20 protein-coding genes are annotated in these 24,371 nt (G+C 65.4%); 11 read left to right on the top strand and 9 right to left on the bottom strand.

Annotated features, from left to right (window positions below; genetic code table 11):
• Positions 1-375 precede the first annotated feature (375 nt).
• From IV098_RS01510 to mobA, 4 genes are all read left to right on the top strand, one after another.
• Entirely contained in the window at positions 376-3,381 is a 3,006-nt protein-coding gene (locus tag IV098_RS01510) for an EAL domain-containing protein (protein ID WP_296885741.1), read from the top strand.
• Between the two features lie 74 nt (positions 3,382-3,455).
• Positions 3,456-4,910, top strand: a complete 1,455-nt coding sequence (locus IV098_RS01505) for a M48 family metalloprotease (protein ID WP_296885739.1) — start codon at positions 3,456-3,458, stop codon at positions 4,908-4,910.
• Positions 4,900-6,465 (top strand): hypothetical protein, encoded by a 1,566-nt coding sequence (locus IV098_RS01500; protein ID WP_296885737.1) that lies wholly within the window; start codon positions 4,900-4,902, stop codon positions 6,463-6,465. The genes IV098_RS01505 and IV098_RS01500 overlap by 11 nt, the downstream gene beginning before the upstream one ends.
• On the top strand, positions 6,452-7,030 hold the full coding sequence (mobA, locus tag IV098_RS01495; protein WP_296885735.1) for a molybdenum cofactor guanylyltransferase MobA: 579 nt from the start codon (positions 6,452-6,454) through the stop codon (positions 7,028-7,030). The genes IV098_RS01500 and mobA overlap by 14 nt, the downstream gene beginning before the upstream one ends.
• Here mobA and glcF read toward each other — a convergent pair.
• The 6 genes from glcF to IV098_RS01465 are packed head-to-tail and all read right to left on the bottom strand — an operon-like array spanning position 7,027 to position 14,814.
• Positions 7,027-8,268, bottom strand: a complete 1,242-nt coding sequence (gene glcF / locus IV098_RS01490; protein ID WP_296885733.1) for a glycolate oxidase subunit GlcF — start codon at positions 8,266-8,268, stop codon at positions 7,027-7,029. The genes mobA and glcF overlap by 4 nt on opposite strands.
• Before the next feature lie 13 nt (positions 8,269-8,281).
• Positions 8,282-8,662, bottom strand: coding sequence for a VOC family protein (locus tag IV098_RS01485; protein WP_296885731.1), 381 nt, complete (start codon positions 8,660-8,662; stop codon positions 8,282-8,284).
• Complete coding sequence (gene glcE, locus IV098_RS01480) at positions 8,662-9,726, bottom strand: glycolate oxidase subunit GlcE (protein WP_296885729.1); 1,065 nt, start codon at positions 9,724-9,726, stop codon at positions 8,662-8,664. The genes IV098_RS01485 and glcE overlap by 1 nt, the downstream gene beginning before the upstream one ends.
• A complete protein-coding gene (locus tag IV098_RS01475) occupies positions 9,726-11,180 on the bottom strand; it encodes an FAD-linked oxidase C-terminal domain-containing protein (protein WP_296885728.1) in 1,455 nt (484 codons plus the stop codon). Before IV098_RS01475 ends, glcE begins: the two co-directional genes overlap by 1 nt.
• Positions 11,181-11,198: 18 nt before the next feature.
• Positions 11,199-12,533, bottom strand: coding sequence for a four-carbon acid sugar kinase family protein (locus tag IV098_RS01470; protein ID WP_296885726.1), 1,335 nt, complete (start codon positions 12,531-12,533; stop codon positions 11,199-11,201).
• Between the two features lie 55 nt (positions 12,534-12,588).
• Complete coding sequence (locus IV098_RS01465) at positions 12,589-14,814, bottom strand: phosphoketolase (protein ID WP_296885724.1); 2,226 nt, start codon at positions 14,812-14,814, stop codon at positions 12,589-12,591.
• Between the two features lie 106 nt (positions 14,815-14,920).
• Here IV098_RS01465 and IV098_RS01460 point away from each other — a divergent pair, with 106 nt between their 5' ends.
• From IV098_RS01460 to IV098_RS01450, 3 genes are all read left to right on the top strand, one after another.
• Positions 14,921-15,685, top strand: coding sequence for an IclR family transcriptional regulator (locus tag IV098_RS01460; protein WP_296885723.1), 765 nt, complete (start codon positions 14,921-14,923; stop codon positions 15,683-15,685).
• A 63-nt stretch (positions 15,686-15,748) separates the two neighbouring features.
• Positions 15,749-16,774, top strand: coding sequence for an AI-2E family transporter (locus IV098_RS01455; protein ID WP_296885721.1), 1,026 nt, complete (start codon positions 15,749-15,751; stop codon positions 16,772-16,774).
• Positions 16,774-17,313, top strand: a complete 540-nt coding sequence (locus IV098_RS01450; RefSeq protein WP_296885719.1) for a glycine cleavage system protein R — start codon at positions 16,774-16,776, stop codon at positions 17,311-17,313. The genes IV098_RS01455 and IV098_RS01450 overlap by 1 nt, the downstream gene beginning before the upstream one ends.
• Before the next feature lie 21 nt (positions 17,314-17,334).
• Here IV098_RS01450 and IV098_RS01445 read toward each other — a convergent pair whose 3' ends face one another.
• Entirely contained in the window at positions 17,335-18,306 is a 972-nt protein-coding gene (locus IV098_RS01445; RefSeq protein ID WP_296885716.1) for a hypothetical protein, read from the bottom strand.
• A 147-nt stretch (positions 18,307-18,453) separates the two neighbouring features.
• On the opposite strand from IV098_RS01445, the gene IV098_RS01440 reads away from it, so the two are divergent.
• Complete coding sequence (locus IV098_RS01440) at positions 18,454-19,806, top strand: EAL and HDOD domain-containing protein (protein ID WP_296885714.1); 1,353 nt, start codon at positions 18,454-18,456, stop codon at positions 19,804-19,806.
• A complete protein-coding gene (locus tag IV098_RS01435) occupies positions 19,796-20,098 on the top strand; it encodes a GIY-YIG nuclease family protein (protein WP_296885712.1) in 303 nt (100 codons plus the stop codon). Before IV098_RS01440 ends, IV098_RS01435 begins: the two co-directional genes overlap by 11 nt.
• A 23-nt stretch (positions 20,099-20,121) precedes the next feature.
• On the opposite strand, the gene rssA is transcribed toward IV098_RS01435, so the two are convergent.
• Together rssA and IV098_RS01425 are read right to left on the bottom strand one after the other, a co-directional pair.
• Complete coding sequence (gene rssA, locus IV098_RS01430) at positions 20,122-21,066, bottom strand: patatin-like phospholipase RssA (protein ID WP_296885710.1); 945 nt, start codon at positions 21,064-21,066, stop codon at positions 20,122-20,124.
• Positions 21,067-21,068: 2 nt separating this feature from the next.
• Entirely contained in the window at positions 21,069-22,802 is a 1,734-nt protein-coding gene (locus IV098_RS01425) for an adenosylcobalamin-dependent ribonucleoside-diphosphate reductase (protein WP_296885708.1), read from the bottom strand.
• 111 nt (positions 22,803-22,913) lie between these two features.
• On the opposite strand from IV098_RS01425, the gene IV098_RS01420 reads away from it, so the two are divergent.
• Together IV098_RS01420 and IV098_RS01415 are read left to right on the top strand one after the other, a co-directional pair.
• Complete coding sequence (locus tag IV098_RS01420) at positions 22,914-23,897, top strand: serine/threonine protein kinase (RefSeq protein WP_296885706.1); 984 nt, start codon at positions 22,914-22,916, stop codon at positions 23,895-23,897.
• A 47-nt stretch (positions 23,898-23,944) separates the two neighbouring features.
• Positions 23,945-24,337 (top strand): HIT family protein, encoded by a 393-nt coding sequence (locus IV098_RS01415; protein ID WP_296885703.1) that lies wholly within the window; start codon positions 23,945-23,947, stop codon positions 24,335-24,337.
• Positions 24,338-24,371: the final 34 nt, after the last annotated feature.

Here is a 24,371-nt window from a genome sequence, read left to right as displayed (position 1 = left end):
CGCGCCAGGGGGAATGAAAAGCGGCTTCGGCCGCTTTTTGCGTTGCGGGCTCAATCGTCAGCCATGGACCCTCAAGCCGCCGCTCATCAAATCACGGCGCAGCCCATTTTCAATGGCGCACCCATACTCACGGCGTAGCCCAACTGATTCGTGCAACGAAAACCTCCCGCAGACCGATAGCCATGAGCGTGCGCTTTCACGATTCCCGAAGCGAAAGCGCTGGCAGTTTGCCCGAAATCCGGGCTGCCGGTACGGGAGATGGCCGGGCATCGATTATTGTTCTGGGGAAATGCCCGGCAATGATGATCCAATGCCCAACGCACGGACGCCATGCCTGAACAGGCGGGAATGCTCCTTTTGAACAGGCTCTGACGAATGGCGAAAGCAAGTATTGATATCGGCCGGGCTGGCGAGGCGTCAAGCCCTGGCGCGGTGCCAGCCCTGATGTATGGGTGGCTGGGCGTGCTCGTGCTCCTCGCTTCCATCTGGAGTACGCCGTCCTACGCAGAAGCGCGTGAAGTGCGGGTGGGCGTGTATGCCAACGCGCCTAAGATATTTCTTGATCAGCATGGTCAGGTAGCAGGCATTCTGGGCGAATTGCTCACGGAAATCGCCCGGCAGGAAGACTGGACGCTGAAACCCGTGCAATGCGACTGGCAAGACTGCCTGAACGCCCTGCAGGACGGGCGCATCGATCTACTACCCGATCTCGCCTACAGCACGCAGCGCGCCGAAGAATTCGACTTCCACAAGATCCCAGTCCTGTACAGCTGGTCGACGATCTATCGCCGCAACGAAACGCCCGTCGAAACCACGCTTGAGCTCGAAGGGAAGCGTGTTGCCGTTCTGGAAGGCTCCATCCAGGAGGAATATCTGCGCGAGTTGCTGGCCGGTTTTGGCGTGAACGCCCAACTGATACCCGTCAAATCGCTGGAGGAGGGATTCGGGAAAGTGTCTGCCGGGGAATTCGACGCAGTCGTTGCCAATCGTTTCTTCGGCGACTTTAATGCGCCGCGCTACAAGCTGGCCGCATCTCCGATCATGTTCCAGCCCGCACAGCTTTTTTTCGGCACCGCGCGCGGAAAAAACGCCGGCCTGCTGCTTGCGGTCGACCGTCATTTACAACGCTGGCTTGCGCAACAGGATTCGCCTTATTTCAATATCCTGGAAAAGTGGACGGGGCACCCGGCAAAAACCATCGTTCCGCCCTGGCTGCTCAAAAGCCTGGGCGCTTTGGCTGCCCTGCTGTTGGCTGCGCTCCTGATCAGCGTCTATCTCCGCCGTCAGGTGATCGAAAAGACCCGCCATCTGCAGGCCGGCAAGGAAGCGCTTGAAAAGAGCGAAGCAAAACTCCGCACCATTCTCGACAATGTCGAAGCGTATATCTATCTCAAGGACACCCACGGCCAGTATGTCTTTGCGAACAAGGCGGTACGCCAGCTCTGGCGGGTCGGAATGGAAGACATTGTTGGCGCTGGCGACGAGAAGTTTTTCGACGCCGGGACAGCGGCGCAAATCCGCCAAAACGACAGTCGCGTACTGCAGTACGGCGAGACCTTGAAGGCAGAGGAAACCAACACGGTGGCGCTAACCGGCCAAACCGCTGTCTATCTGTCCACCAAACTGCCACTGCACGCTGAAGATGGCAGCATTTACGCCCTGTGCGGCATTTCCATCGACATTACCGAACGCAAACAGGCTGAAGCCAGTTTTCGCATCGCCGCGACCGCGTTCGAGTCGCAGGAAAGCCTGATGATCACCAATGCGGAGCGCGTGATTCTGCGCGTCAACCAGGCGTTTACCGACTGCACCGGCTATACGACCGAAGATATCGTCGGGCAAACCCCGCACCTGCTCGAGTCGGGTCGCCACAACGAGGCCTTCTACCGCGACATGTGGGAAACCATCCGCCGCACCGGGGCATGGCAGGGTGAAGCCTGGGACCGGCGCAAAAACGGCACGATCTATCCAAAATGGCTCAGTATTTCGGCCGTTAAAAACGACGACGGAATCGTCACGCATTATGTCTGGTCGCACATCGATATCACCGAGCGCAAGGCGGCAGAGGAAATCATCGAGCACCTGGCGTTCTACGACCACCTCACCCAATTGCCCAACCGGCAACTCTTGCTGGATCGGCTCAAACAGGCCTTGCTTTCCAGTACGCACAACAACCGGCAGAGCGCCCTGCTGTTCATCGATCTGGACAACTTCAAGAACCTCAACGATACGCTGGGGCATGATTTCGGGGACCTGCTGCTGAAACAGGCCACCCAGCGCCTGCAATCCCGCATACGCGAGGGTGATACCGTGGCCCGTCTGGGAGGCGACGAATTCGTGGTCATGCTGGTCGACCTGAGCGAACAGCCCATCGAGGCCGCTGCCCAGACGGAAGCCATCGGTGAGGCCATACTCGCCGCCCTGAGCCAGCCTTATTCACTCGATCAGCACACCTATCGTTGCACCGCCAGCATCGGCGTCACCTTGTTTGGCGCTCACCCGCAAGCGACTGAGGAGCTGATGAAGCAAGCCGACATCGCCATGTATCAGGCCAAGAAGGCCGGCCGCAACACCCTGCGATTCTTCGACCGGCAGATGCAGGACAACATCTCTACGCGCGTCGCACTGGAAAACGAATTGCAGAATGCGCTCGAGTTCGGGCAATTCCAGCTGTACTACCAGATCCAGGTTGACGATGCCTGCCACCCTCTGGGTGCAGAGGCGCTGATCCGCTGGACCCATCCTGAACGCGGACTGGTTTCCCCGGTTCAATTCATTCCGCTGGCCGAGGACACCGGCCTGATCCTGCCTATCGGTCAGTGGGTGCTGCAGACAGCCTGCGCCCAACTCAAGGCATGGCAGCAGAATCCCCTCGCCCACGCGTTGACGCTGGCGGTCAACGTGAGCGCCCGGCAATTTCGCCAGACGGATTTCGTGCAACAGGTACAGGCTGCGGTGAGGCTGCATGACATCAATCCCAGCCTGTTCAAGCTGGAACTGACCGAAAGCCTGTTGCAGGAAAACATTGAAGACACCATTGCCACCATGAACGCCTTGAATCAGCTTGGCGTCCGGTTTTCGCTCGACGATTTCGGCACCGGCTATTCATCCCTGCAATATCTCAAACGTCTGCCGCTCGATCAGATCAAGATCGATCAGTCATTCGTCCGCGACATATGCGTCGACGCCAGCGATATCGCCGTCGTGCGCGCAACCATTGCCATGGCCGCAAGCCTGGGCCTGAAGGTGATCGCCGAAGGCGTCGAAACAGAAGAACAGCGGCAGCTGCTGCTGGAAAGCGGCTGCCTCAACTACCAAGGCTATCTGTTCGGCAGGCCGGCCCCCATTGAACAGTTCGAAGCCCTGCTCAAGCCGGATTGATTGGGCTACCCGCTGGAAGCCGATGCGCCTGGAGCGGTATCATGCGCAGGCTGCCATCCAGGAAAACCGCAACCGTGACTTCCCCTCCCTTTCGCCGACTCGCCGTAATCGTTCTGGGCGCGCTGTCGCTCACGCACTGCGCGAGCAATCCGGTTTCGGGCGGCAAGGACTTCGTGCTGATATCCGAGCAGCAGGAAATCCAGATGGGCGCGCAAGCGCACGAGGATGTGCTGCGCGAATACGCGGCGCTCGACAATCCGGCCCTGCAGGCCTACGTGAATGGCATCGGCCAGAAGCTGGCCAAGCAAAGTCACCGCCCCGATCTGCAATGGCGCTTCACCGTGGTCGACAGCCCCGACGTCAACGCCTTTGCCTTGCCCGGCGGCTACATCTACATCACGCGCGGGCTGATGGCCTACCTCAATTCCGAGGCCGAACTGGCCGGGGTGCTGGGGCACGAAATCGGCCACGTCACCGCGCGTCACGGCGTGCGCCAGCAGAGTGCCTCGACCGCCGCCGGGCTGGGTGTGGTGCTCGGCTCGATTCTGGTGCCGGGCCTGGACAGCCAGGCGGCTACCGGCATGATGCAGTCGGTGGCGCAGGCGTGGACGGCGGGCTACGGCCGCGATCACGAACTGGAATCCGACCGCCTCGGCGCACAGTATCTGGCCAAATCTGGCTACGATCCGCAGGCGATGATCGCGGTCATCGGCGTACTGAAGAATCAGGAGCTGTTTGCCGCCGAACAGGCCCGGCGCGAAGGCCGCGAGCCGCGCAGCACCTATCACGGCACCTTCGACTCCCATCCGAGCAATGACGCGCGCCTGAAGCAGGTGGTGGGCGAGGCGAATCAATACAGCGTGGCCAACCCGCGCGACGGCCGCGCCGACTATCTGCAGAAAATCGACGGCCTGGTGCTCGGCGACAGCCCGGCCCAGGGCATCATCCGCGACAACCAGCTGCTGCACGACAAGCTCGGCTTCGCGATCCAGTTTCCACCGGGCTGGCGGGTGAGCAACCAGGCCGATCGCGTGCTGGCGAAAAACCCGAAGGGCGATGCGCTGGTCGAACTGCAGCAGGGCCCGAAAAACGACCAGCCGCTGTCCACCCTGCAAAGCGGCCTCAAGCTGGATGCCGGCGCGCGCTTCGACAGCGGCCAGCTCAGCGGCTATCCGGCGGCGTTTGCCGCGGGCACGCAACAGGGCAAGCCGGTGGTGGTGGCCTCGGTCGTGTTCAACGGCACGCAATACCTGATCGCCGGCATGGCGGCGAACAAGCCGGCCTACGACCGCGAGCGCGCCACGCTGCGCGGTGCCATCAACAGTTTCCACGCGATCACGCCGGCCGAGCGGCGCGGCGCCCAGCCTTACGTGCTGAAGCTGGTGACGACCAAGGCGGGAACGACCCTGGCCAGTCTGGCCAAGACCTCGCCGTTGAAGCAGCAGGCCGAAGCCCAGCTGCGCCTGCTCAACGACCTCTATCCGGCGGGCGAACCCAAGCCCGGCCAGCGCCTCAAAATTGTTCAGTAAACCGACTTTCTCCCTTCCGCAGCTCGGCCTGCTGCTGCTCTGCGCCGCCTGGCTGCTGCCCGGCCTGATCGGGCACTCGCCCTGGAAAGGCGGCGACGGCGAACATTTCATGCACCTGTGGCTATTGCTGGAAAACGGCATTGCGCCGCAGACGGTGGCCGCCACGCCGCCGCTTTACTACTGGGTCGCCAGCGCCACCGCCTGGCTGACGGCCGCCTTTCTGCCGCTGGCCGACGGCGCGCGGCTGGCTTCCGGCGTGTTCGTCGCGCTGGCGCTGTTCTTCACCGCACGCAGCGCACGCGTGCTGTACGGCGCGGAAACCGGCTGGGCCGCCGCGCTCACCCTGCTCGGCTGCATTGGCCTGCTGGTACGCGGCCACGAACTCAACGCCGCCACCGCGCAATTCGCCGCCGCCGCGCTGATGCTGTACGGCATCGCGCGGATGCCGCACGCCCGGCGCGGCGCCTGGGCGCTGGGCGTCGGCGCGGTGCTGATGCTGCTCGCAGGCGGCGCCGCCGAAGCGGCCCTGTTCCTGCTGCTGGCCTGGCTGCTGCCGTTGCTGCTGGTGGATTACCGCACGCCGGCGGCGTGGCGCACGCTGATCTGGGGCACGCTGATTGCGCTGGCCGCCAGCGCGCTGTGGCTGGCCTACCTTGCCACGCAGTCGATTCCCTTCGTGCGCGCCTTCAACCTGCAGCGCTGGTTCGACGGCAGCGCGCGGCAGTTCACCTACTACCCCGGCATTCTCGGCTGGTATGCCTGGCCCGCCTGGCCGCTGGCGCTGTGGGCGCTGTATCGCGGCCGTCGCCAGTGGCGCACCCCGGGCATCGTGCTGCCCACCGGCGCGCTGCTCGGCCTGCTCGTGCTGTACGCCTTCGACTTCCACCCCGGCGAGGAGCAAGGACTCATCCTGCTGCTGCCGCTGGCGCTGCTCGGCGCCAGCGGCCTGTTCAGCCTGCGGCGCGGCGCAGCCTACGCGCTGCTGTGGTTCAGCGTCATGCTGTTCGGCTTCATCGCGCTGCTGCTGTGGGTGTACTGGAGCGCGCACGATCTCGGCACCCCGGCGCGGCTGGCGGCGCGGCTCACGCGATTCGGTCTGCTGCACGTCGGCGAACTGCGGCCGTGGACGCTGGTGCTGGGCGTGGTCGTCACCGCGCTGTGGATCGGCATTCTGGCGCGCCTGCAACGCTCGCCGCTGCGCCCGATGCTGGTGTGGACGGCCAGCATGACCTTCGTCTGGGTGCTGCTGATGAGCCTGTTCCAGGCGCCGCTCGACCGCCGTCTCAGCTACGTCAGCGTCAGTCAGCAGCTGGTGGCGCAGGTGCCGCCCGGCGAATGCATCCAGACCTATCGCGTGCGCAACCAGCAACGCCTGCTGCTGGCTTATCACAGCGGCCGCCACTTCTCGCCCGACGACGCCAGCTGCAACTGGCTGCTGATGGAAACGCGGCAACGCGGCGCGGTGCCCGAAGCGCCGCCCGGCTGGGTCCGGTATTGGGACGGCGCCCGCCCCGGCGACCGCTCCGAGCGCTTTTATCTGTATGCCCGACGCTGAGCAACCGCGAGTCGCCGCCGTCATTCTGGCCGGCGGCCTCGGACGGCGCATGGGCGGCGTGGACAAAGGCCTGATCGAATACCGGGGCCGCCCACTGATCGAATGGGCGCTCGACACGCTGTCCCCGCAAGCCGATCCGCTCGTCATCAGCGCCAACCGCAACCTCGAACGCTACGCCGCCTACGGCCATCGCGTGCTGCCCGACACCCTGCCCGATTTTCCCGGCCCGCTCGCCGGCGTGCTGGCCGCGCTGGAAGCGGTGAGGGCCGACTGGCTGCTGGTCACGCCCTGCGACACCCCGCACCTTCCTCCCGACCTCGCCGCGCAACTGCTCCACGCAGCGCAGCAACACAAGGTGCCGCTGGCCGTTGCGGCAGACACCACCCGCATCCATCACAGCTGTTTTATCGTGCGCACCGAACAGCGCGACAACCTGGCCGCATTCCTCGCACGCGGCGAACGCGCCGTGCGGCACTGGCAGGCCGCACTGGATTCGACCACGGTGATGTTCGATGCCGCCTGCTTCGCCAATTTCAACCAGCCGCAGGATTTACACAAGACTTAAGGCGCGGGCGCGCCCAGCGCCTCGTCGAGCAATTCCACCCAATGCCGCACCGGGGTGGACGTACCCGATTGCAGGTGGGTGAGGCAGCCGATGTTGGCGGTAACGATCATCTCCGGCGCGCCGGCTTCGAGATGGCCAAGCTTGCGGGTTTTGAGCTGGCCGGCGATCTCGGGTTGCAGAATCGAATAGGTGCCGGCCGAGCCGCAGCAGAGATTTTTTTCCGCCACCGCGGTGAGCTCGAATCCGGCCTCGGTCAGCAGCGCTTCGACGCCGCCGCTGAGTTTTTGCCCGTGTTGCAGGGTGCAGGGCGGGTGGTAGGCGATTCTCCTGGCGAGCGGTGAGCGGGTAGCGGTCAGCGGTTCGAGCGCTTCGCGTTCTGCGAATAGCACTTCGGAAATGTCCCGCGTTGCAGCCGAGATGCGGGCAGCTTTTTCCGCATACGCCGGGTCGTCGCGCAGTTGCCAGCCGTAATCCTTCACCATCACGCCGCAGCCGGACGCGGTCATCACGATGGCTTCGACGCCGGCGTCGAGGTGCGGCAGCCAGGCGTCGATGTTGCGGCGCATGGCGTTCAGGCCGCCGTCGTGGTCGTTGAGATGGTGCGCAACGGCGCCGCAGCAGCCGGCCTTGTCGGCCGCGATCAATGAAATGCCGATGCGGTCGAGCACGCGCGCGGCGGCGGCGTTGATGTTGGGTTTGAGCCCGGGCTGCACGCAGCCGGCGAGCACCAGCATTTTGCGTGCATGGCGCGGCGCGGGCCACACGCCGGCTGCGTCGGGCGCGGGGATCTTGCTGCGCACAAAGCCCGGCATCGCGCCGCGCACGTTCTGGCCGAGTTTGAGCGCGCTGTTGAACAGCGTGGGCGACAGCAGGCCGGTCTTGAGCACGGCGCGGGTGGCGGTTTCGCGTGCGCCGCGCCCGACCGCCTGCTCGACCTGCGCGCGCCCGAGGTCGAGCAGCTTGCCGTATTCGACCCCCGACGGGCAGGTGGTTTCGCAGTTGCGGCAGGTGAGGCAGCGGTCGAGGTGAAGCTGGGTCTTGACGGTGGGCGTGGCGCCTTCGAACACCTGTTTGATCAGGTAAATGCGGCCGCGCGGCGAATCGAGTTCGTTGCCGAGCACCTGATAGGTGGGACAGGTGGCGAGGCAAAATCCGCAATGCACGCAGCTGCGTAGGATGCTTTCGGCGAGATCGCCCTCGGGGGTGTTGCGGAAAGAGTCGGCGAGTGTGGTTTGCATGGTCTGGCGCAGGTCAGAGCGGGTTCGATAGTTCGATCAGATTGCCGTCGGGATCTCGCACATAAAGTGACAACAGCGGACCTTGTGCGCCCGTACGTTCGATCGGGCCTTGCTCGATGGCGATGCCCTGCGCGGCAAGCTGGTCCGCAATGTCGGCGAGGGGCGTACGCGCGATCAGACAGAGATCGACGGCGCCCGGCGTCGGCTGCGCCGCCTTCGGCTCGAATTCGCGCCCGGCCTGATGCAGGTTGAGTTTGCAGCGGCCGAAGACCAGTGCACGCCGGCCTTCACCAAACACTTCCTCGCGCATGCCCAGTACGCGCGTATAAAACGCCACGGTGGCGGGAATGTCGCGCACGGTCAGCACCACATGATCGATTGCGTCGAGCTGCATCAGAAGTCGGGGTACATCCGTCTGCGATTGAGGATGCCCTTGGGGTCGAAGCGCTGTTTGAGATTGCGATGCAGGGTATGCAGCGCGGGCGTAAGCGGGCTGAACACGCCGCCGGCCGGCGCCGTTCCGCGGAACAGGGTGGCGTGGCCGCCGCAGCTTTTGGCGGCTTCGAACAGCGCGGCGGCGGGCAGATCGCTTTCCAGCCAGCGTACTGCGCCGCCCCACTCGATCCATTGCGCGTCGCCCAGCTTGAGTGGCGGCGTGGTGGGCTTGACCGCCAGCCGCCACAGGGTCTGTCCGGACGCTGCCGGACGTTTGTCGAAAAACGCGGTCGACTGGTCGCGCAGGCGCTGCCAGAAGGCGGCGGCGTCCTTCAGGGTTTCGCCCCCCAGCTTGACCTGCGCTGCGTGCACGGCGGACACCGCACCCGACAGCCGCACGGTCAGCAGGCCGGCATGCCAACTGGTGGCCGACAGCGGCAACGGCTGCCCCGCCCACTGGTTCATTTTGAGAAGGGCCGCCGCCTCGTCGAGCTCGAATTGCAGCGTGGTTTCGGCTGCCGGCCTGGGCAGCACCTTGAGCGAGACTTCGGTGATCAGGCCAAGCGTACCGAGGCTGCCTGCCATCAGGCGCGACACGTCGTAGCCGGCGACGTTTTTGATCACCTGGCCGCCGAAGCGCAGCGGCTGGCCGGTGCCGTCGATGATGCGCACGCCGAGCACGAAATCGCGCGCGGCGCCGGCGTAGGGGCGGCGCGGACCGGACAGGCCGGCGGCGATGCTGCCGCCCAGCGTTGCCGGGCCATTAAAGTGCGGCGGCTCAAACGCCAGCATCTGATTCTGTTCGGCGAGCAACGCTTCGATTTCGGTAAGCGGGGTGCCGGCGCGCGCGGTCAGCACCAGTTCCTTCGGCTGGTAATCAACCACCCCGGTAAACGCACGCGTGCTGAGCACTTCGCCTTCGTCGGGGTTGCCGTAAAAGCTCTTGCTGCCGCCGCCCTGGAGGATCAGCGGCGAGCCGTTTTCATAGGCGGCGCGGATGCGCTCGATCAGGCGATCCAGCATCAGAACCTCGGCAACTCGGGATGCGGCAATTGCCCGCCACTGATGTGCATCGCGCCCCACTCGGCGCAACGGTGCAGTTCGGGCACGGCCTTGCCGGGATTGAGCAGGGTGTCGGGGTCGAACGCGGCCTTCACCGCGTGGAAGCGCGCCAGCTCCGGGGTGGAAAACTGCGCGCACATCTGGTTGATCTTCTCCAGGCCGACGCCGTGTTCACCGGTGATGGTGCCGCCGACTTCCACGCACAGTTCCAGAATCTTGCCGCCGAAGGTTTCGGCCTTGTGCAGTTCGCCCGGCGTGTTGGCATCGAACAGAATCAGCGGATGCAGGTTGCCGTCGCCGGCGTGAAACACGTTGGCGACCGCCAATCCATATTCCGCGCTCATTTCGCTGATGCGACGCAGGACATGCGGCAGCTGCGCGCGCGGAATGGTGCCGTCCATGCAGTAGTAGTCGGGCGCGAGTCGCCCCACGGCCGGGAACGCAGCCTTGCGCCCGGCCCAGAATTTGAGGCGCTGTTCTTCGCTTTCCGCCGTGCGGATTTCGGTAGCGCCGGAGGCGGTCAGCACCTCGCGCACGGTGAAGATGTCGTCCGACACTTCCTCGTTGACGCCATCCACTTCACACAGCAGCAAGGCCTCGCAGTCGAGCGGATAGCCGGCGTGGACGAAGGCCTCGGCGGCCTGGATGGCGAGGCGATCCATCATTTCCAGCCCGGCCGGTATGACGCCGGCGGCGATGATGTTGCCGACCGCCGCGCCCGCTTTGGCGACGTCGTCGAACGCCGCCAGCACCACCTGCGCACGCTGCGGGCGCGGCAGCAGCTTGACCGTGACTTCGGTGATCACCGCGAGCATGCCTTCCGAGCCGGTCATCAAGGCCAGCAGGTCGTAGCCGGCGCTGTCGAGGCTGTCGCTGCCGATTTCCAGCAGCTCGCCGGCGATGGTCCAGGCGCGCAGCTTGAGGATGTTATGCACGGTGAGGCCATATTTCAGGCAGTGCACGCCGCCGGAGTTTTCCGCCACGTTGCCGCCGATCGAGCAGGCGATCTGCGACGACGGATCGGGCGCGTAGTAGAGGCCATGCGCCGCCGCCGCTTCGGAAATCGCCAGGTTGCGCACGCCGGGCTGCACGATGGCGGTGCGCGCCAGGGGGTCGATCTGCCTGATCTGGTTGAGCTTGGCCAGCACCAGCAGCACCGCGCCGTCGATTGGCAGTGCACCCGCCGCGAGGCCGGTGCCGGCGCCGCGCGCCACCACGGCGATTTTCTCGGCGTGGCACAGCCGCAGGATCGCCGCCACCTGCGCTTCATTCTCCGGCAGCACCACCACGTCGGGAATATTGCGGTAGGCCGACAGGCCGTCGGACTCGAAGGGAACCAAGTCTTCGCGCTCGTGCAGCACGCTGTGCGGCGGCAGCAGGCGGCGCAACTGGGACAGGAAGGCGGGACTGAGCATGGCGGACGAAAGCGGAAATCAGGCCGCGAGTTTAGCCGGGCTGGCCGCCGCGTGCGAGGGCGCGAGTCGCCGGTAGGCCGCGGCCAGCGCATCGTCGCCGCCGACGTTGCCGGGGAAAATCACCACTGGCATCTGCGGCAGGCGGTGGTTCGCCGGCGTCTGCACCACAGTAACACCGGGCAGGATCTGCCCCAGCACGCGCGAAGCGGTGAGTTCGAGCCCGCTGGACAGTACGTCGTTGGAAGTGATGCCGCCCTTGCTGATCAGAAAGCCGAGCGTCGGCGGCAGTTGCCGCACCACGTCCATCAGCGTGCCCGACACCGCTTCGCCAAATTTCAAACGCTCCGCGGTGCTGGCGAACTGCAGCTCGGTGCGGCTGGTGAACACCACCGGGGTGAGGCCGCGCGCATGCGCGTGCGCGATGCTGGCCGTGAGCGACGCGACCTGCGCTGCCCGCTCCGCAGGCAAGCGCGCCACATCGAGCGGCAGGCCGACCACGCCGCGCTGCTTCAGCAACACGCCCAGTTGCGCGGTGGTCTTGGCGACGTGCGAACCGACGATGACCGCGCCCGGCTGTTGATCGCGCACCAGCGAGGCGAACGCATCGGCTGCCACCGGCTGCGGCGGCAGCCGGGCCAGCGCGGTCAGCAGCGAAGCCGCGCTGCGGAACAGCAGGCGCTTGCCGGCTGCGGCGGACTGCAGCACGGCGTCGGCAAACAGCCGGTAGTCGTCGGCGGTTTCGCCGTCGACCACGCCGATGGCATTGCCGTGCTGCGCTGCCAGCCAGGCCGCCGTGCGCCCGCCGCGCAGATCGTCGAGCGTCAGGCGGGCCACCTCACTGGCGGCGACACGGCCGCCGGTTTTTTCCGCCACGTATTCGGGCAGATACGCGGTGCGATAGCCGAACACCGAATCGCGTGCGAATTCGGTTTCATGCGTCGGCACCGGTTGGCCGTCGACGATCAAGTAGTGCGTGCTGTCGCGCGTGACGCGGCCGCCCTCGAAGAACGCCGGCGTCAGTAGCGTCGCGTCGAAGGGGCCGAGCACGGTGTTCATCACGTCGGTCTCAACCGGGTAGTGGCCGCGCAGGGTCGAGTCCGAACGCGACACGAACAGCACCGGCCCGGCGTAATCGGCCAGCGCCGCCTTGAGGTTGACGCAGACTTCACGCGTGATTGTCGCCGCACGCTCCGCGTCCATGCCGCGCGTGTTGGTCAGCACGAAGAACAGCGGCGCGGCGTCGGCCAGCGCCGTCTTCAGCGTGGCGACGTCCCAACGCGTCAACAGCAGGCAGGAATGCACCGTCTGCGAGCCGGTGGGGTCGTCGTCGAGAACGATGATTTTCGGATTCATGGGTTCACCTTTCCTTGTCTGGCGAAGCCCCGGTCGGGGCTTCGCCAGACACGTTTCAGCCTGCTGCGCGCGCCAGCATGGCCAGCGCCCGCTCGTGCATCGCCTGCGCGTTCATGCCGTTGAAATCGAACAGCTGCTGCGGGCTGGCGGTGGTTTCGCCGCGCTTCCAGCAGAACACGTCGCGCTGCGCGGCCTGGCTGCGCAGTAAAACGGGCTCGAGCGGCGCCGACGGACCACCCGACACGGCAATCAAGGCGTCGCCGTGGAATAGGGCCTTGAAGGTATCGTCGCCCATGAAACGGCCATCGGGTTCCGACACACTGTCCCACAGCACATCGTGCGGGCGGTACAGGCGGCGCGGGTTGACTACGGCGACCACGCGCGAGCCGATGCCGGCCTCGGCAAGCTTTTCGGCGGCGGCGAACACTGGCTGTAGCACCATGTCGCCGGTGACGGCGAACACCACGGTGTGCGAACCTTTGTGCTCCTTCAGCACCATCGCGCCGTCGTCGATCGCCTGATAGCTCTGCGCCATCGTGGCGTGAATCGGCAGCGGCGACTTCGAGGCGGTGATGACGATGCCCTTGTTCTTCTGCTTCAGCGCCCAGTCGTAGCTCGCCTGGATCATGTTGGCGTCGACCGGGAACAGCGGGTAGACGTTGCCGTTGCGCATCATCGCGGCGAAGTAGCTTTCGATTTCCGGACGCTGGTGGGTCCAGCCGTTGCGGCCCTGCTCGAGCGCGCCGGCAGTGAACAGGCACACCGTGGCGGGCGTCGGGCGGCGCAGTTCGGCCATCGCCTGCGTCACCGTCTGCCAGATCGGCAGGCCGTTGATGGCGAAGGACTCGTAGCTGCACCACAGGCTGCGGCCGCCGAACAGTGCAACACCCACCGCCAGACCGGCACAGGCATCCTCGTTGAGCGGCTCGTAAACCTGGCCGGACGGCCCCTGGAAATACAGGTCGTCGGCAGTCGGGTGGCGGATCGTCAGCGCCTTGTTGATGTTGGCCATGCCCGAAGCTTCGTTGCCGTCGGCGTTGGTGACGACGAACAACGGATCGCGCTTGCCGACTTCGCCGACCACGTGGCCGAAGGCGGTGGTGGGAATGTGGTTCTCGCCGACTGCGAATTCGGTCAACGGCAGACCGTCGAGACTCGGCAATTCACGGGTCGATTCGGTCACCGCCACGCGTGCGGCGGGGCCGCCGCCGGCATGACGGAAGTTCTCGCGCGTCACTTTCCACGCGGCGATCGGCAGCGCGCGGCGCTCAAGACCCGACTTCACATCGTCCGAATCGAGCGTGTGGTGCGCGTAAAGATTGTGCGACTTGGCGCCGGTGGCGTGCACGCCCGCGCCTTTGAGTTGCTTGACGATGAGGCAGGCGCGGCGACCCGACAGCGCGCTTTGTGCTGCGGCATCGGCGGCCTTGAGGATCGCACTGGTGAACGCCATGCGCGCGGCGAAGCCGAAGGTCGTGCTGTCCGCGTACACCGGCGCGTCGGGCGTGTCGGCAAAGTTGCGGGCATCGACCATGTGGACTTCGTCGAAGCCGTGCGCGCGCCAGTAGGCCGTCATGCGCGCGTTGTCCCACAGCGACACCATGCTGTGGTGCTCCTGCGAATAACCGTTCCACACCAGCACCGGCAGGTAGTTGGTGACGTCGGGATAGGCCGTGGCGAAGTGCTGGAACGCGCTCATGATGTAAGGCTCGCCGAGGCCGCCGTCGCCGATGGTGACGGGGAACAGCTTGTCGCGATGCAGGTAAGCGCCGGCCATGGCGAAATGCTGCCCCTGGCCGAGCGGACCGGCCGGCGCCAGCAGGCCCGGAATCGCGCCCGACAGATGGCCGAGCAGGCCGTGACGCTCACGGAAGCGGGCGCGCATCTCGGAAACCGTATGGATGCCCATGGCTTCCAGCGAAGTGTCGAGGAACATCGCCGAATAAAAGCCCGGCGCGTGGTGGCCGACCTCGGTCACCATGTTGCGATGACCCAGCAGATGCAACGCGGCGACGGCGTCGGCACTTGAGGCGAAACCGCCAGGGTGGCCAGACGACTTGCTGCCGGTGATCTGCAGCGTCAGGTAGCGCAGCGCGTCGGCGGCCAGCAGCGTCTGATACACCGCGGCGTCGCTGTCGGTGCCGGGCAACGCAGGCTGATCGGGACCGAGCAGCGGGGCGGCGCCGAGGCGGTCGATTTCGGGATAGCTGTCGGCAAAATACTGGATGCCTTCACAAAAGGCGGGGAAGGCCTCGGTGGGCGATTGCGGCACGGCGCTCATGGCTAGTCCTTTCACAATATGAGAATGTTTCACATGATGTGAAACGATGGACGTATTGAAGCAGAAAGCGCTACACTTTTTACATTGCGTGACAAATTTTCACTCTATGAAAAACACCACCTCTTCGATCCAGGTCCTCGACCGCGCCATGGCGCTGGTCGGCATCCTCTCCCGCGCGCCCGGGCCGCTCAGTCTCACCAAGCTGGCGGGACAGGCTGACCTGCATACCGCCAGCGCGCATCGCATCCTCGGCGCGCTGATGGCGCACGGCCTGGTCGAGAAGACGGGCGCCGGCGAATACGACCTGGGCGTGCGCTGGCTGGAAGTGGGCAATCGCTTACGTGCACGCCTGAACATCCGCCAGGTGGCGATGCCGGCGATGCAGCAACTGGCCGAAGCGACCGGCGAAACGGTCAATTTGATCGTGCGGCGCGGCGACGAGGCGGTCTACGTCGAACGCGTCTCGGGCGGGCAGACGATGATCCAGGTGGTGCAGGTGGTCGGCGCGCACGCCCCGCTGCACGTCACCGCAGTGGGCAAGATCTTTCTCGCCGAAGACAGCGCCAGCGGGGTGATGGGCTACGCCGAGCGTACCGGCCTGCCGGCGTATACCGCCAACACCCTGACCACGCTGGACAGCCTGAACGCCGAGCTCAACACCATCCGCCAGGCGCAGCTGGCGCATGACCGCGAAGAAGCCGAGCTGGGGGTGGCCTGCATCGGCGCGCCGATCCGCGATGCCGAGGGCAAACTGGTGGCCGGCCTGTCGATCTCGGCGCCCGCCGACCGCCACAAGCCTGGCTGGGCCGAGGCGCTGAAAAAGGCCGCCGCGCAAACCGGCACCGCACTGGGTTATCTGGCGGGTGCCTGAATATCCCGCCGCAACGACCATAAACGCTTGCCGCACGCCTGGTTTCTTGGCAATGTGGCAGCAATGACGCCTGCCCCGCTCCCGATTCCCGCCAGCCGCTATCAGATTGCCGCCTGGCTACTGATGGCGACAGGACTGCTGCTCACCCTGAAACTCCATCTGCTGCCCAGCCTGCTGGCCGGGCTGCTGATGGTACAAGTGGTGCATCTGCTGGCGCCGCGCATCGTAATCGGCCGCCTCAGCCACACCTGGGCCAAGGTGCTGGTGGTGTCGCTCATTACCCTGATCGTGCTGGGCGTGCTGGGCGGCTTCACCGCCGGCGTGATCCTGTATCTGCGCGGCGAAGGCGGTGTGGCCGGCCTGCTGGGAAGAATGGCGGAAATCATCGAAAACTCGCGCGCGCTGCTGCCGCCCTGGGCCGCAGCCTGGCTGCCGCAAGGCGACGACTCCACGATCCGCGCCGGACTGGTCGAGTGGCTGCGCGTCCACGCACTGGAGATTCGCCAATACAGCGGCAATGCCGGGCGCGCGCTGCTGCATTTCATCATCGGTCTCATCATCGGCAGCTTCATTGCGCTGCGCGAAGCCACCCCACACATGACGCTGGCACCGCTGGCGCTGGCCATGTGCGAACGCGTGCACCGCCTGGGCGATGCGTTCCGCCGCGTGGTGTTCGCGCAGATCCGCATCTCGGCGCTGAATGCGTTGCTGACCGCCATTTACCTGTTTGCGGTGCTGCCAGCCTTTGGCGTGCAGCTGCCGTTCACCAAAACCATGATCGTGGTGACCTTCCTGGTCGGCCTGCTGCCGGTGATCGGCAACCTGATTTCCAACACCGTGATCGTCATCATTTCACTGTCGCACTCGCTGCAGGTGGCGGGGGGCTCGCTGGCCTTCCTGATCATCATCCACAAGCTCGAATATTTCGTGAATGCCCGTATCATCGGCGAGCAGATCAAAGCGCGTGCCTGGGAACTTCTGATCGCCATGCTGGTGATGGAAGCGGCCTTCGGGCTGCAGGGCGTCGTCGCCGCGCCGATCATCTACGCGTATATCAAAAAAGAACTATCCGATAAGGAGCTGATTTAATGTCGAACGAACCCGAGTCACTCGTCATCACCGCCAGCGGCGAGGACAAAATCGGCCTGGTGGAAGGCTTCACCCGCCGCATCGGCGAATCCGGCTGCAACATCGAGGAATCGCGCATGGCGGTGCTGGGCGGCCGTTTTGCCCTGCTGATGCGGATCACCGGCAGCTGGGACGCGCTGGCGAAACTGGAGTCCCGGCTGCTGGCCGTCGGCGAAGAACTGGGGCTGTCCATCATCCAGCAGCGCACCCGCCTCACCCGCGCCGACAAGCCGCTGATCCCCTACACCGTCGAAGTCGCCGCGCTCGACCAGCCGGGGATCGTCAACAGCCTCGCCAATTTCTTCGCCCGGCTGCACATCAACATCGAAGCGCTGGAAACCGAAACCTACCCCGCGCCGCACACCGGCGCGCCGATGTTCGCTGTCCACATGACGCTCGGCATTCCGGCCGATGCGCATATCGCCACCCTGCGCGGCGATTTTCTGGATTATTGCGACGACCAGAATCTGGACGCGACCTTCGAGCCCATCCGCATGTAATTTCCTGCAAGCCCGAAAGCCTCAGGTCGCCTGGCTCTCGGTGCTGCCGAGCTCGATATAGAACATCGCCATTACTTCGTCCTGCTGCTGCGGGCGCGGCTGGCTGCGTAACAGTGCAGCCTCGACGCGCGCGGCCTGCAAGGCAGCATGGTCGATGATGGCGGGATACAGGCGGCAATGCTTTTCGATCGCCTCGGCCTGCTGGCAGGCGGCCGTCTCCAGCGCCACCCGCGTACCGGTGTCCAGATGCGGCAGCAACAACATCCACGGCGCCTGCCAGGCGAAATAATCATGCACCAGCCGGGTGTGCGCCGCGTCCATCGCCGCAGTGGCGACGAACAGCGGCGGAAACGCCTCCGCCTCCAGCACCCGCCCGGCCAGGCCCGCGCTGCCATTCAGCGCATGCAGGCCCAGCCCGGCGCCGTCGTCCGAGCGGCGAAACCATTGCGCCACGCCGGCTGAGAGGCTGTTCACGTGACGCGTGAGATAAGTGCCGGCCGGTTCGGCCAGATCAGCGATCGCCGCGCTGCGAAATGTCTCCTGCGCGGCCATGCCGGCGCGCCAGTCGAGTGGCGGTTTGGTGTCGGTTTCGCTGTCGGCGCGCACGCTGTGCAGCAGTGCGAGCGGCTGGCTGTCGCGATCGAGCAGCCAGAGTTCGAACTGGTCGCGGAACCTGAACGGCACCTCGCGATGCACCTGCAACAGATGTTCGTATACCACCGCGCCCATGTCTTCCAGCCGCTTGAAGTCATCGGACGGATACAAGGGCCCGCGCTTGAGGCCTTTTTCCGGAGACCAGTGTCCGTAACGGATATCGGACACCTGCGCACGGCGGCCGGCGCGTCCGAGGTCTTCGACCAGCGCGTCATTGGACACGTAAATGTCCCACTCGATACCGTCGGTTGTCACCGCTTCGGCGGACTGGTAACGAATGACGTGAACCACCCCGCGAAACGGGTTGAGCAGGCGCTGGGCGTAACATTCGATCTGCATGATTGCGTACTTTACCCCAGCGACCTTTGCCTTTCAGCAAGGGAATCAATGTACTAATTTTTTAGTGGCAAACAGGCTTCAGTCCGGCAAAAAAATGGCCGTTATCCACCCCGTTGCCCAGTGTTGAATTTTTTGAAGGAGCACCGCGTGCTAGGTCGTCTTGTAGGAATGTTGTCCGGCAATAAGCCCACCCCCGACACCCCCCCGCCTCCGGCGGCAAAGGCTGCGGCCAGTCCCGCCCCGCAGGCGGCGCCCGCCGCCAAGCCGGGCTCGGTGATGCGGCGCGAGGCCATGCTGGGGCGCGACCAGAAAGTCGCCGCGTATGCCTTCATGCTGCGCCGCGCGCCCGACGAGTTGCGCGATGCCAGCCTGCCCGAGGTACAGCGCCTGTACGACGAAACCCTGCTCAACAATCTGACCAATATGGATGTTGCGCGCCTGCTGGCGCAGCGCCAGGCCTTCATCCCGATTTCTGTTGCCTCGCTGAATCATCCGCTGATCGCAGACTGGCCGGCTGCCGGCACGGTATGGCACCTCAAAGTGGGCGGCAACACGGCCATCGACGAAGCCCTGCTGGCCCGCCTGACGGAAATGAAGGCGGCAGGCCACACCTTTGCGCTGGATGCCGACGCCCTGCTGTCGCCCGCGCACCACCCCTTGCTGGCCTTTGTCGACTATGTGCTGCTGAATGTCAGCAGCGAGGACATTCCCACCATCACCAACCAGATGGCGGCCATTTCCAAGCTGGCTTCGGGCAAGCAGTTCGTGGCGACCGAGGTGCAGACGCTGGAAGCCTTCCACTTGTGCCACAAGCTGCAGTTCGCGCGCTTCATGGGGCCGTTCATCACGCGCCACGAAAACCTCAATTCCCCCGTTCTGGGGCCGTCGCGTGCAAAGGTGCTGGACCTGATGAACCGGGTGCGTACCGGCGCCGAACAATCCGAGCTGGTCGAGAACTTCCGTCATGACCCGGCGCTGTCGGTACGCCTGCTGCGCTACGTGAACTCGCCCGGCATCGGCCTGCTGCACAAGGTCGGCGGCATCGAGCAGGCGCTCATGATCATGGGCCAGGACAAACTGTATCGCTGGCTGACCCTGATCCTGTTCACCGGCGGCCAGGCGCAGGACCTCGATCAGGCCGTGCTGGAAAACGCCCTGGTGCGCGCCCGCGTGGCCGAGCAGCTGGCCAGTAAGGCGCTGTTCGCCAAGGCGCGCGACGAAGTCTTCGTCACCGGCCTGTTCTCCCTGCTCGACGTAGTGATGCGCATGCCGATGGAACAAGTCCTCAAGCAGGTCAGCCTGCCGGTGGAAATCACCGAAGCCATCGTCTCGCAGAACGGCCCCTATGCCCCCTATCTGGGGCTGGCCATTGCATGCGAACAGGACGACCTCGGCAGCATCGAAACCCTGTCGGCCCAGATCGGGCGCGACGTCGCCGAGATCAACGCCATCCACATGGATGCCCTGTTGTGGACCCAAGAGATCGCGGTTGACGTCTGAGCCCGACCCGGCAGCGGACGCAGCCGCGCCGGGCAGCGCAGGCTGGTGGGTGTACATGCTGCGCTGCGCGGATGGCTCGCTCTACACCGGCATCACCACCGATCTCGATCGCCGCATCGCCGAACACAACGGCGACGGCCCGGCGGGCGCGCGCTACACCCGCAGCCGCCGCCCGGTGCAGCTGGTCTACCGCGAGTCCGCCATCAGCCGTTCCGCTGCCAGCCAGCGCGAGGCCGCACTCAAACGGCTCGATCGTGCGCGCAAGCTGGCGCTATGCGCCGCCGGCAAATAGTCCACGTCCTTCAGTCTCAGCTTCTACCGTCCGGCACTGTCGCCGCTTGCGCCATTGGGGCAGTCGCGCAGGGACGGCAGCGCAAGCTCGGTCGCATGGCGACCGGCATCGATGGCCGTGCCGGCCAGATGAAACGCCATCAAGTCCAGTTCGGCGAGCCGCGGCGTCACCAGCACGTCCGCCGGTTCGCCCGCGAGACGGCTACGCGTGATCAGCACCTGCATGATGTTGATGCTGCTCGCCAGCACGTCGAGCATGGCGGGAGGCCCGAGCGTATCGGCGGAATTGATGCCGAGATGCGTGATGCCATTCTGGATGCGCATTCTCACCGTATCGGCCAGGCTGTCGGGCCTGGGCGGCGCGCCCTTGCGTGCCGCCTTCGCAGGCGGGGGCTTGAGATGCCGGCCCAGCAGGTCGGCATTGAGGTCGACGGCGATCACGATATCGGCCCCCATCGCACGGCATAGCGACACCGGCACCGGATTGACCAGGCCCCCATCCACCAGCCAGCTGCCGTCGCGTTGCACCGGGGTGAACAGCCCCGGCAACGCAATCGAGGCACGCACGGCGTCGGTGACCGCACCTTCGCGCAGCCACACCTCGCGCCCACGCTGCAGGTCGGTGGCAACGGCGCCGAAAGGACGCTCCAGTTCACGGATATCGCGGTCGACAAAATGACTGCGAAAAAAATCAATCAGCTTGTCGCCCTTGATCAGCCCGCCGTTGAGCGAGAAATCCAGGAAACTCACCACCGTCTGCAGGCGCAGGCTGCGCACCCACTCCTCCAGCCGGTCGAGTTCGCCGCCCACGTAGGCCGCGCCCACCAGTGCGCCGATCGAGGTGCCGCAGACGATATCGGGTCTGACGCCGGCGTCGGCGAGTGCGCGGATGACGCCGATATGCGCCCAGCCCCGCGCGGAGCCGCTGCCCAGCGCCAGACCGATGCGGGGTGTACTGGCAGGTTTCACGATCAGTCGGCCTCGCGTTCGATGCCGCAACACGGCGCTGCAGCGGCGGCGGTTTCGCTCAGGATGGCGCCGGTAACCGGGTTGGGCCGGAATACGGTGCAGCCTTTGAGCCCCAGCGCATGCGCCTGCCGGTAGAGCTCCGCAAAGCGCTCGAACGGCAGCGTGGCGGCGACGTTGATGGTTTTGGAAATGGCGTTGTCGACATAGGGCTGCAACGCGGCCTGCATCGAAAGATGCGCGAGCGGATCGAGCTGCCGCGCCTCGACGAAGGCCGGCGGCGCGCCGCTGCCGCCGCGCTGCTGCCAGAGTTGACAGGCAAAATCGAGCACGCTGTGGGTGCGGTAGCCGCCGTCGGCCTGCAGCACGCGGCGCTCAGCCGCCGCGGCAAACACCGGCTCGATGCCGCTGGAGCAGTTGTTGGCCAGCAGGCTGATGGTGCCGGCCGGGGCAATCGCCAGGAGATGGCTGTTGCGCAGGCCGTGCGCGGCGATGCCATCGCGAATGTCCTGCGGCAGCCGGCGCGCGAACCCGCTCGCCAGATAGGCGTCGCGCACCAAGGCGGGGAAGGGCCCTTTCTCACGCGCGAGATCGATCGACGCGCGGTAGGCGGCATCGCGCAGCGTCTGCATCGCAAGGCTCGCCAACTGCCGCGCAGCCGCGCTGTCGTAGGCCAGCCCCAGCATGACCAGCGCGTCGGCCAGCCCGGTGATGCCGAGGCCGAGGCGCCGCTTGCGGCGTGCCTGTTCCGCCTGTGCCGGCAGCGGATAGCGCGAAACGTCAATAACGTCGTCGAGAAAGCGCACCGCAGTGCCTGCCGAAGCCGCCAGCGCATCGAGGTCAAGGCGGGCGTCGGCAGTGAACGGCGCGACCACGCAGGCGGTGAGATTGAGCGAGCCGAGATCGCAGGCGCCATAGGGCGGCAGCGGGATCTCGCCGCAGGGATTGGTGGCGCTGAGCGTTTCGATGCCGGCCAGGGTGTTGTCGCGGTTGATGGTGTCGACGAACAGCACGCCGGGTTCGGCCGTGTCGTAGGCCGCGTGCAGGATGCGCTGCCACAGCGCGCGCGCCTTCAGCGTGCGCGTCACCCCCAGCCCGGGAAACACCAGCGGCCAGTCGGCGTCGTTGGCCACCGCCGCCATCAGGGCATCGCTCGCCAGCACCGACAGGTTGAAATGCCGCAGCACCGCCGGGTCGCGCTTGGCGTCGACGAAGGCCTCGATATCGGGATGATCGCAGCGCAGCGTCGCCATCATCGCGCCGCGCCGCGCGCCGGTCGACAGCATGGTGGCGCACATGGCGTCCCAGATGTGCATGAAGGACACCGGACCGGAGGCGATGCTGCCGGTCGCCTCGGCCACCGTGCCGGCCGGACGCAGGGTGGAAAAATCGTAGCCGACGCCGCCGCCGTGCTGCATGGTGAGCGCGCCTTCCTTCAACGCCTCGAAGATGTGTTCGAGATCGTCTTCGATTGCGCCCATCACGAAGCAGTTGAACAGCGTCACCCGGTGACCAGTTCCCGCGCCGGCAAGAATGCGGCCGCCGGGCAGAAAACGGAAATCGTCCAGCAGCGCAAGAAAACGCCCGGCCCAATGCGCGCGTGCGTCGCCTTCGGCCTGCGCGACCGCCTGCGCCACCCGACGCCAGCTGGCGCGGATGTCGGTCTCGCCGGCGGCGCGGTAACGTGTCTCCCAGATGTGGCGGGAGATTTCCATGCTGAACGGGTCGGGTGTTTTCATGCGGGGGCGATGGAAGCGGCGAGTTGAGGCATTATCTGTTCCCTTATGTTCCAGGCACCTGCGCCCTTGGGTGCGCGTGTCTATTAAGGTATAGCCGCTTTGCCCCTGCCCATGATGGATTTGTCCCACCCCTATTCCGCGCTGACGCCCGATTGCACGCTCGACGCCCTCGACAGCACCGGCCTCAAGGCCGACGGCCGCCTGCTTGCGCTGAACAGCTATGAAAATCGCGTGTACCAGATCGGCGTGGAAGACAGCGCACCGGTAGTGGTCAAATTTTATCGGCCCGAACGCTGGAGCGACGCCGCCATCCTGGAAGAGCACGCCTACACGGCCGAGCTTGCCGCGCGCGAAATCCCGGTGGTCGCGCCCTTGCAGCTGAACGGCGCCACGCTCCACACCCACGCCGGATTCCGCTTCGCCGTCTATCCCAAGCAAGGCGGCCGCATGCCCGAGTTCGACCGCGCCGACACCCTGCAGTGGATGGGGCGTTTCCTCGGCCGCATCCATGCGGTCGGCGCGCTGAGCGATTTTGTCCATCGCCCGGTGCTGAATATCGAAACCTTTGGTTACGCATCGCGTGATTTTCTGCGCGCCGGCAACTGGCTGTCGCCGGACCTGGCGCTGGCGTGGAACAGCGTGGTCGATCACGCGCTCGAACAGGTGGCGCATTGCTACGCGCGCGCCGGCGCCGTACGCACGCTGCGCCTGCACGGCGACTGCCACGCCGGCAATGTGCTGTGGACCGAAGCCGGGCCGCACTTCGTCGACTTCGACGACAGCCGCACGGGGCCGGCGATCCAGGACCTGTGGATGCTGCTGTCGGGCGAACGCGACGAACAGCAGGCGCAGCTCAACGAGATCCTCACCGGCTACGAAGACTTCGCCGAATTCGATCCGCGCGAACTCAATCTGATCGAAGCGCTCCGAACCTTGCGCCTGATCCACTATGCGGCCTGGCTCGCGCGGCGCTGGGACGACCCGGCTTTTCCGGCTGCGTTTCCGTGGTTCAATACGCCGCAATACTGGCAGGAACGGATACTCGAACTGCGCGAGCAGATCGCCTTGATGGACGAGCCGCCGCTGGTGGCGTGACACCCCCCTGCCACTGATTTTCCGCATCCACCCGAAGTCTTTTACGCATGACGCCTCCTACTTCAAAGCCCTGCCCCTTCTGCCACCTCGACCCCAAGCGGATCATTGCAGAGGATGAACTCACCGTGGTCTACAAGGACGGCTTTCCCGTCTCGCCGGGACACACGGTCATCATCCCGCGCCGGCATTTCGCCACCCTGTTCGAAGCCACCGAAGCCGAACAGGCCGCCTTGCTCAAGTCGCTGGCGCTGGCCAGGCAATTCGTCGACAACCATCACCAGCCGGACGGCTATAACATAGGAATCAACCACGGTCAGGCGGGCGGTCAAACCGTGCCGCATCTGCACATTCACCTGATCCCGCGCTATCGCGGCGACAAGGAAGACCCGCGCGGCGGGGTGCGGTGGGTGCTGCCGGACAAGGCGAAATACTGGGCGTAACAGGCCGTCTGACCTCCAACCTGCAAAGGCGAAA

Source organism: Thiobacillus sp., assembly GCF_018780105.1.
Lineage (GTDB): Bacteria > Pseudomonadota > Gammaproteobacteria > Burkholderiales > Thiobacillaceae > Thiobacillus.
This window is presented reverse-complemented; position numbering and strand designations above follow the sequence as displayed.

Bases quoted from the DNA above. Each gene is read 5' to 3' on its own strand.
- IV098_RS01485 (WP_296885731.1), bottom strand. From the start codon at position 8,662: ATGCAGCTCGACGCAATCGATCATGTGGTGCTGACCGTGCGCGACATT.
- glcF (WP_296885733.1), bottom strand. From the start codon at position 8,268: ATGCAAACCACACTCGCCGACTCTTTCCGCAACACCCCCGAGGGCGAT.
- IV098_RS01450 (WP_296885719.1), top strand. From the start codon at position 16,774: ATGTCGAACGAACCCGAGTCACTCGTCATCACCGCCAGCGGCGAGGAC.
- IV098_RS01425 (WP_296885708.1), bottom strand. From the start codon at position 22,802: ATGAAAACACCCGACCCGTTCAGCATGGAAATCTCCCGCCACATCTGG.
- IV098_RS01465 (WP_296885724.1), bottom strand. From the start codon at position 14,814: ATGAGCGCCGTGCCGCAATCGCCCACCGAGGCCTTCCCCGCCTTTTGT.
- IV098_RS01445 (WP_296885716.1), bottom strand. From the start codon at position 18,306: ATGCAGATCGAATGTTACGCCCAGCGCCTGCTCAACCCGTTTCGCGGG.
- IV098_RS01470 (WP_296885726.1), bottom strand. From the start codon at position 12,533: ATGAATCCGAAAATCATCGTTCTCGACGACGACCCCACCGGCTCGCAG.
- mobA (WP_296885735.1), top strand. From the start codon at position 6,452: ATGCCCGACGCTGAGCAACCGCGAGTCGCCGCCGTCATTCTGGCCGGC.
- IV098_RS01415 (WP_296885703.1), top strand. From the start codon at position 23,945: ATGACGCCTCCTACTTCAAAGCCCTGCCCCTTCTGCCACCTCGACCCC.
- IV098_RS01475 (WP_296885728.1), bottom strand. From the start codon at position 11,180: ATGCTCAGTCCCGCCTTCCTGTCCCAGTTGCGCCGCCTGCTGCCGCCG.
- glcE (WP_296885729.1), bottom strand. From the start codon at position 9,726: ATGCTGGATCGCCTGATCGAGCGCATCCGCGCCGCCTATGAAAACGGC.
- IV098_RS01455 (WP_296885721.1), top strand. From the start codon at position 15,749: ATGACGCCTGCCCCGCTCCCGATTCCCGCCAGCCGCTATCAGATTGCC.
- IV098_RS01460 (WP_296885723.1), top strand. From the start codon at position 14,921: ATGAAAAACACCACCTCTTCGATCCAGGTCCTCGACCGCGCCATGGCG.
- IV098_RS01510 (WP_296885741.1), top strand. From the start codon at position 376: ATGGCGAAAGCAAGTATTGATATCGGCCGGGCTGGCGAGGCGTCAAGC.
- IV098_RS01420 (WP_296885706.1), top strand. From the start codon at position 22,914: ATGATGGATTTGTCCCACCCCTATTCCGCGCTGACGCCCGATTGCACG.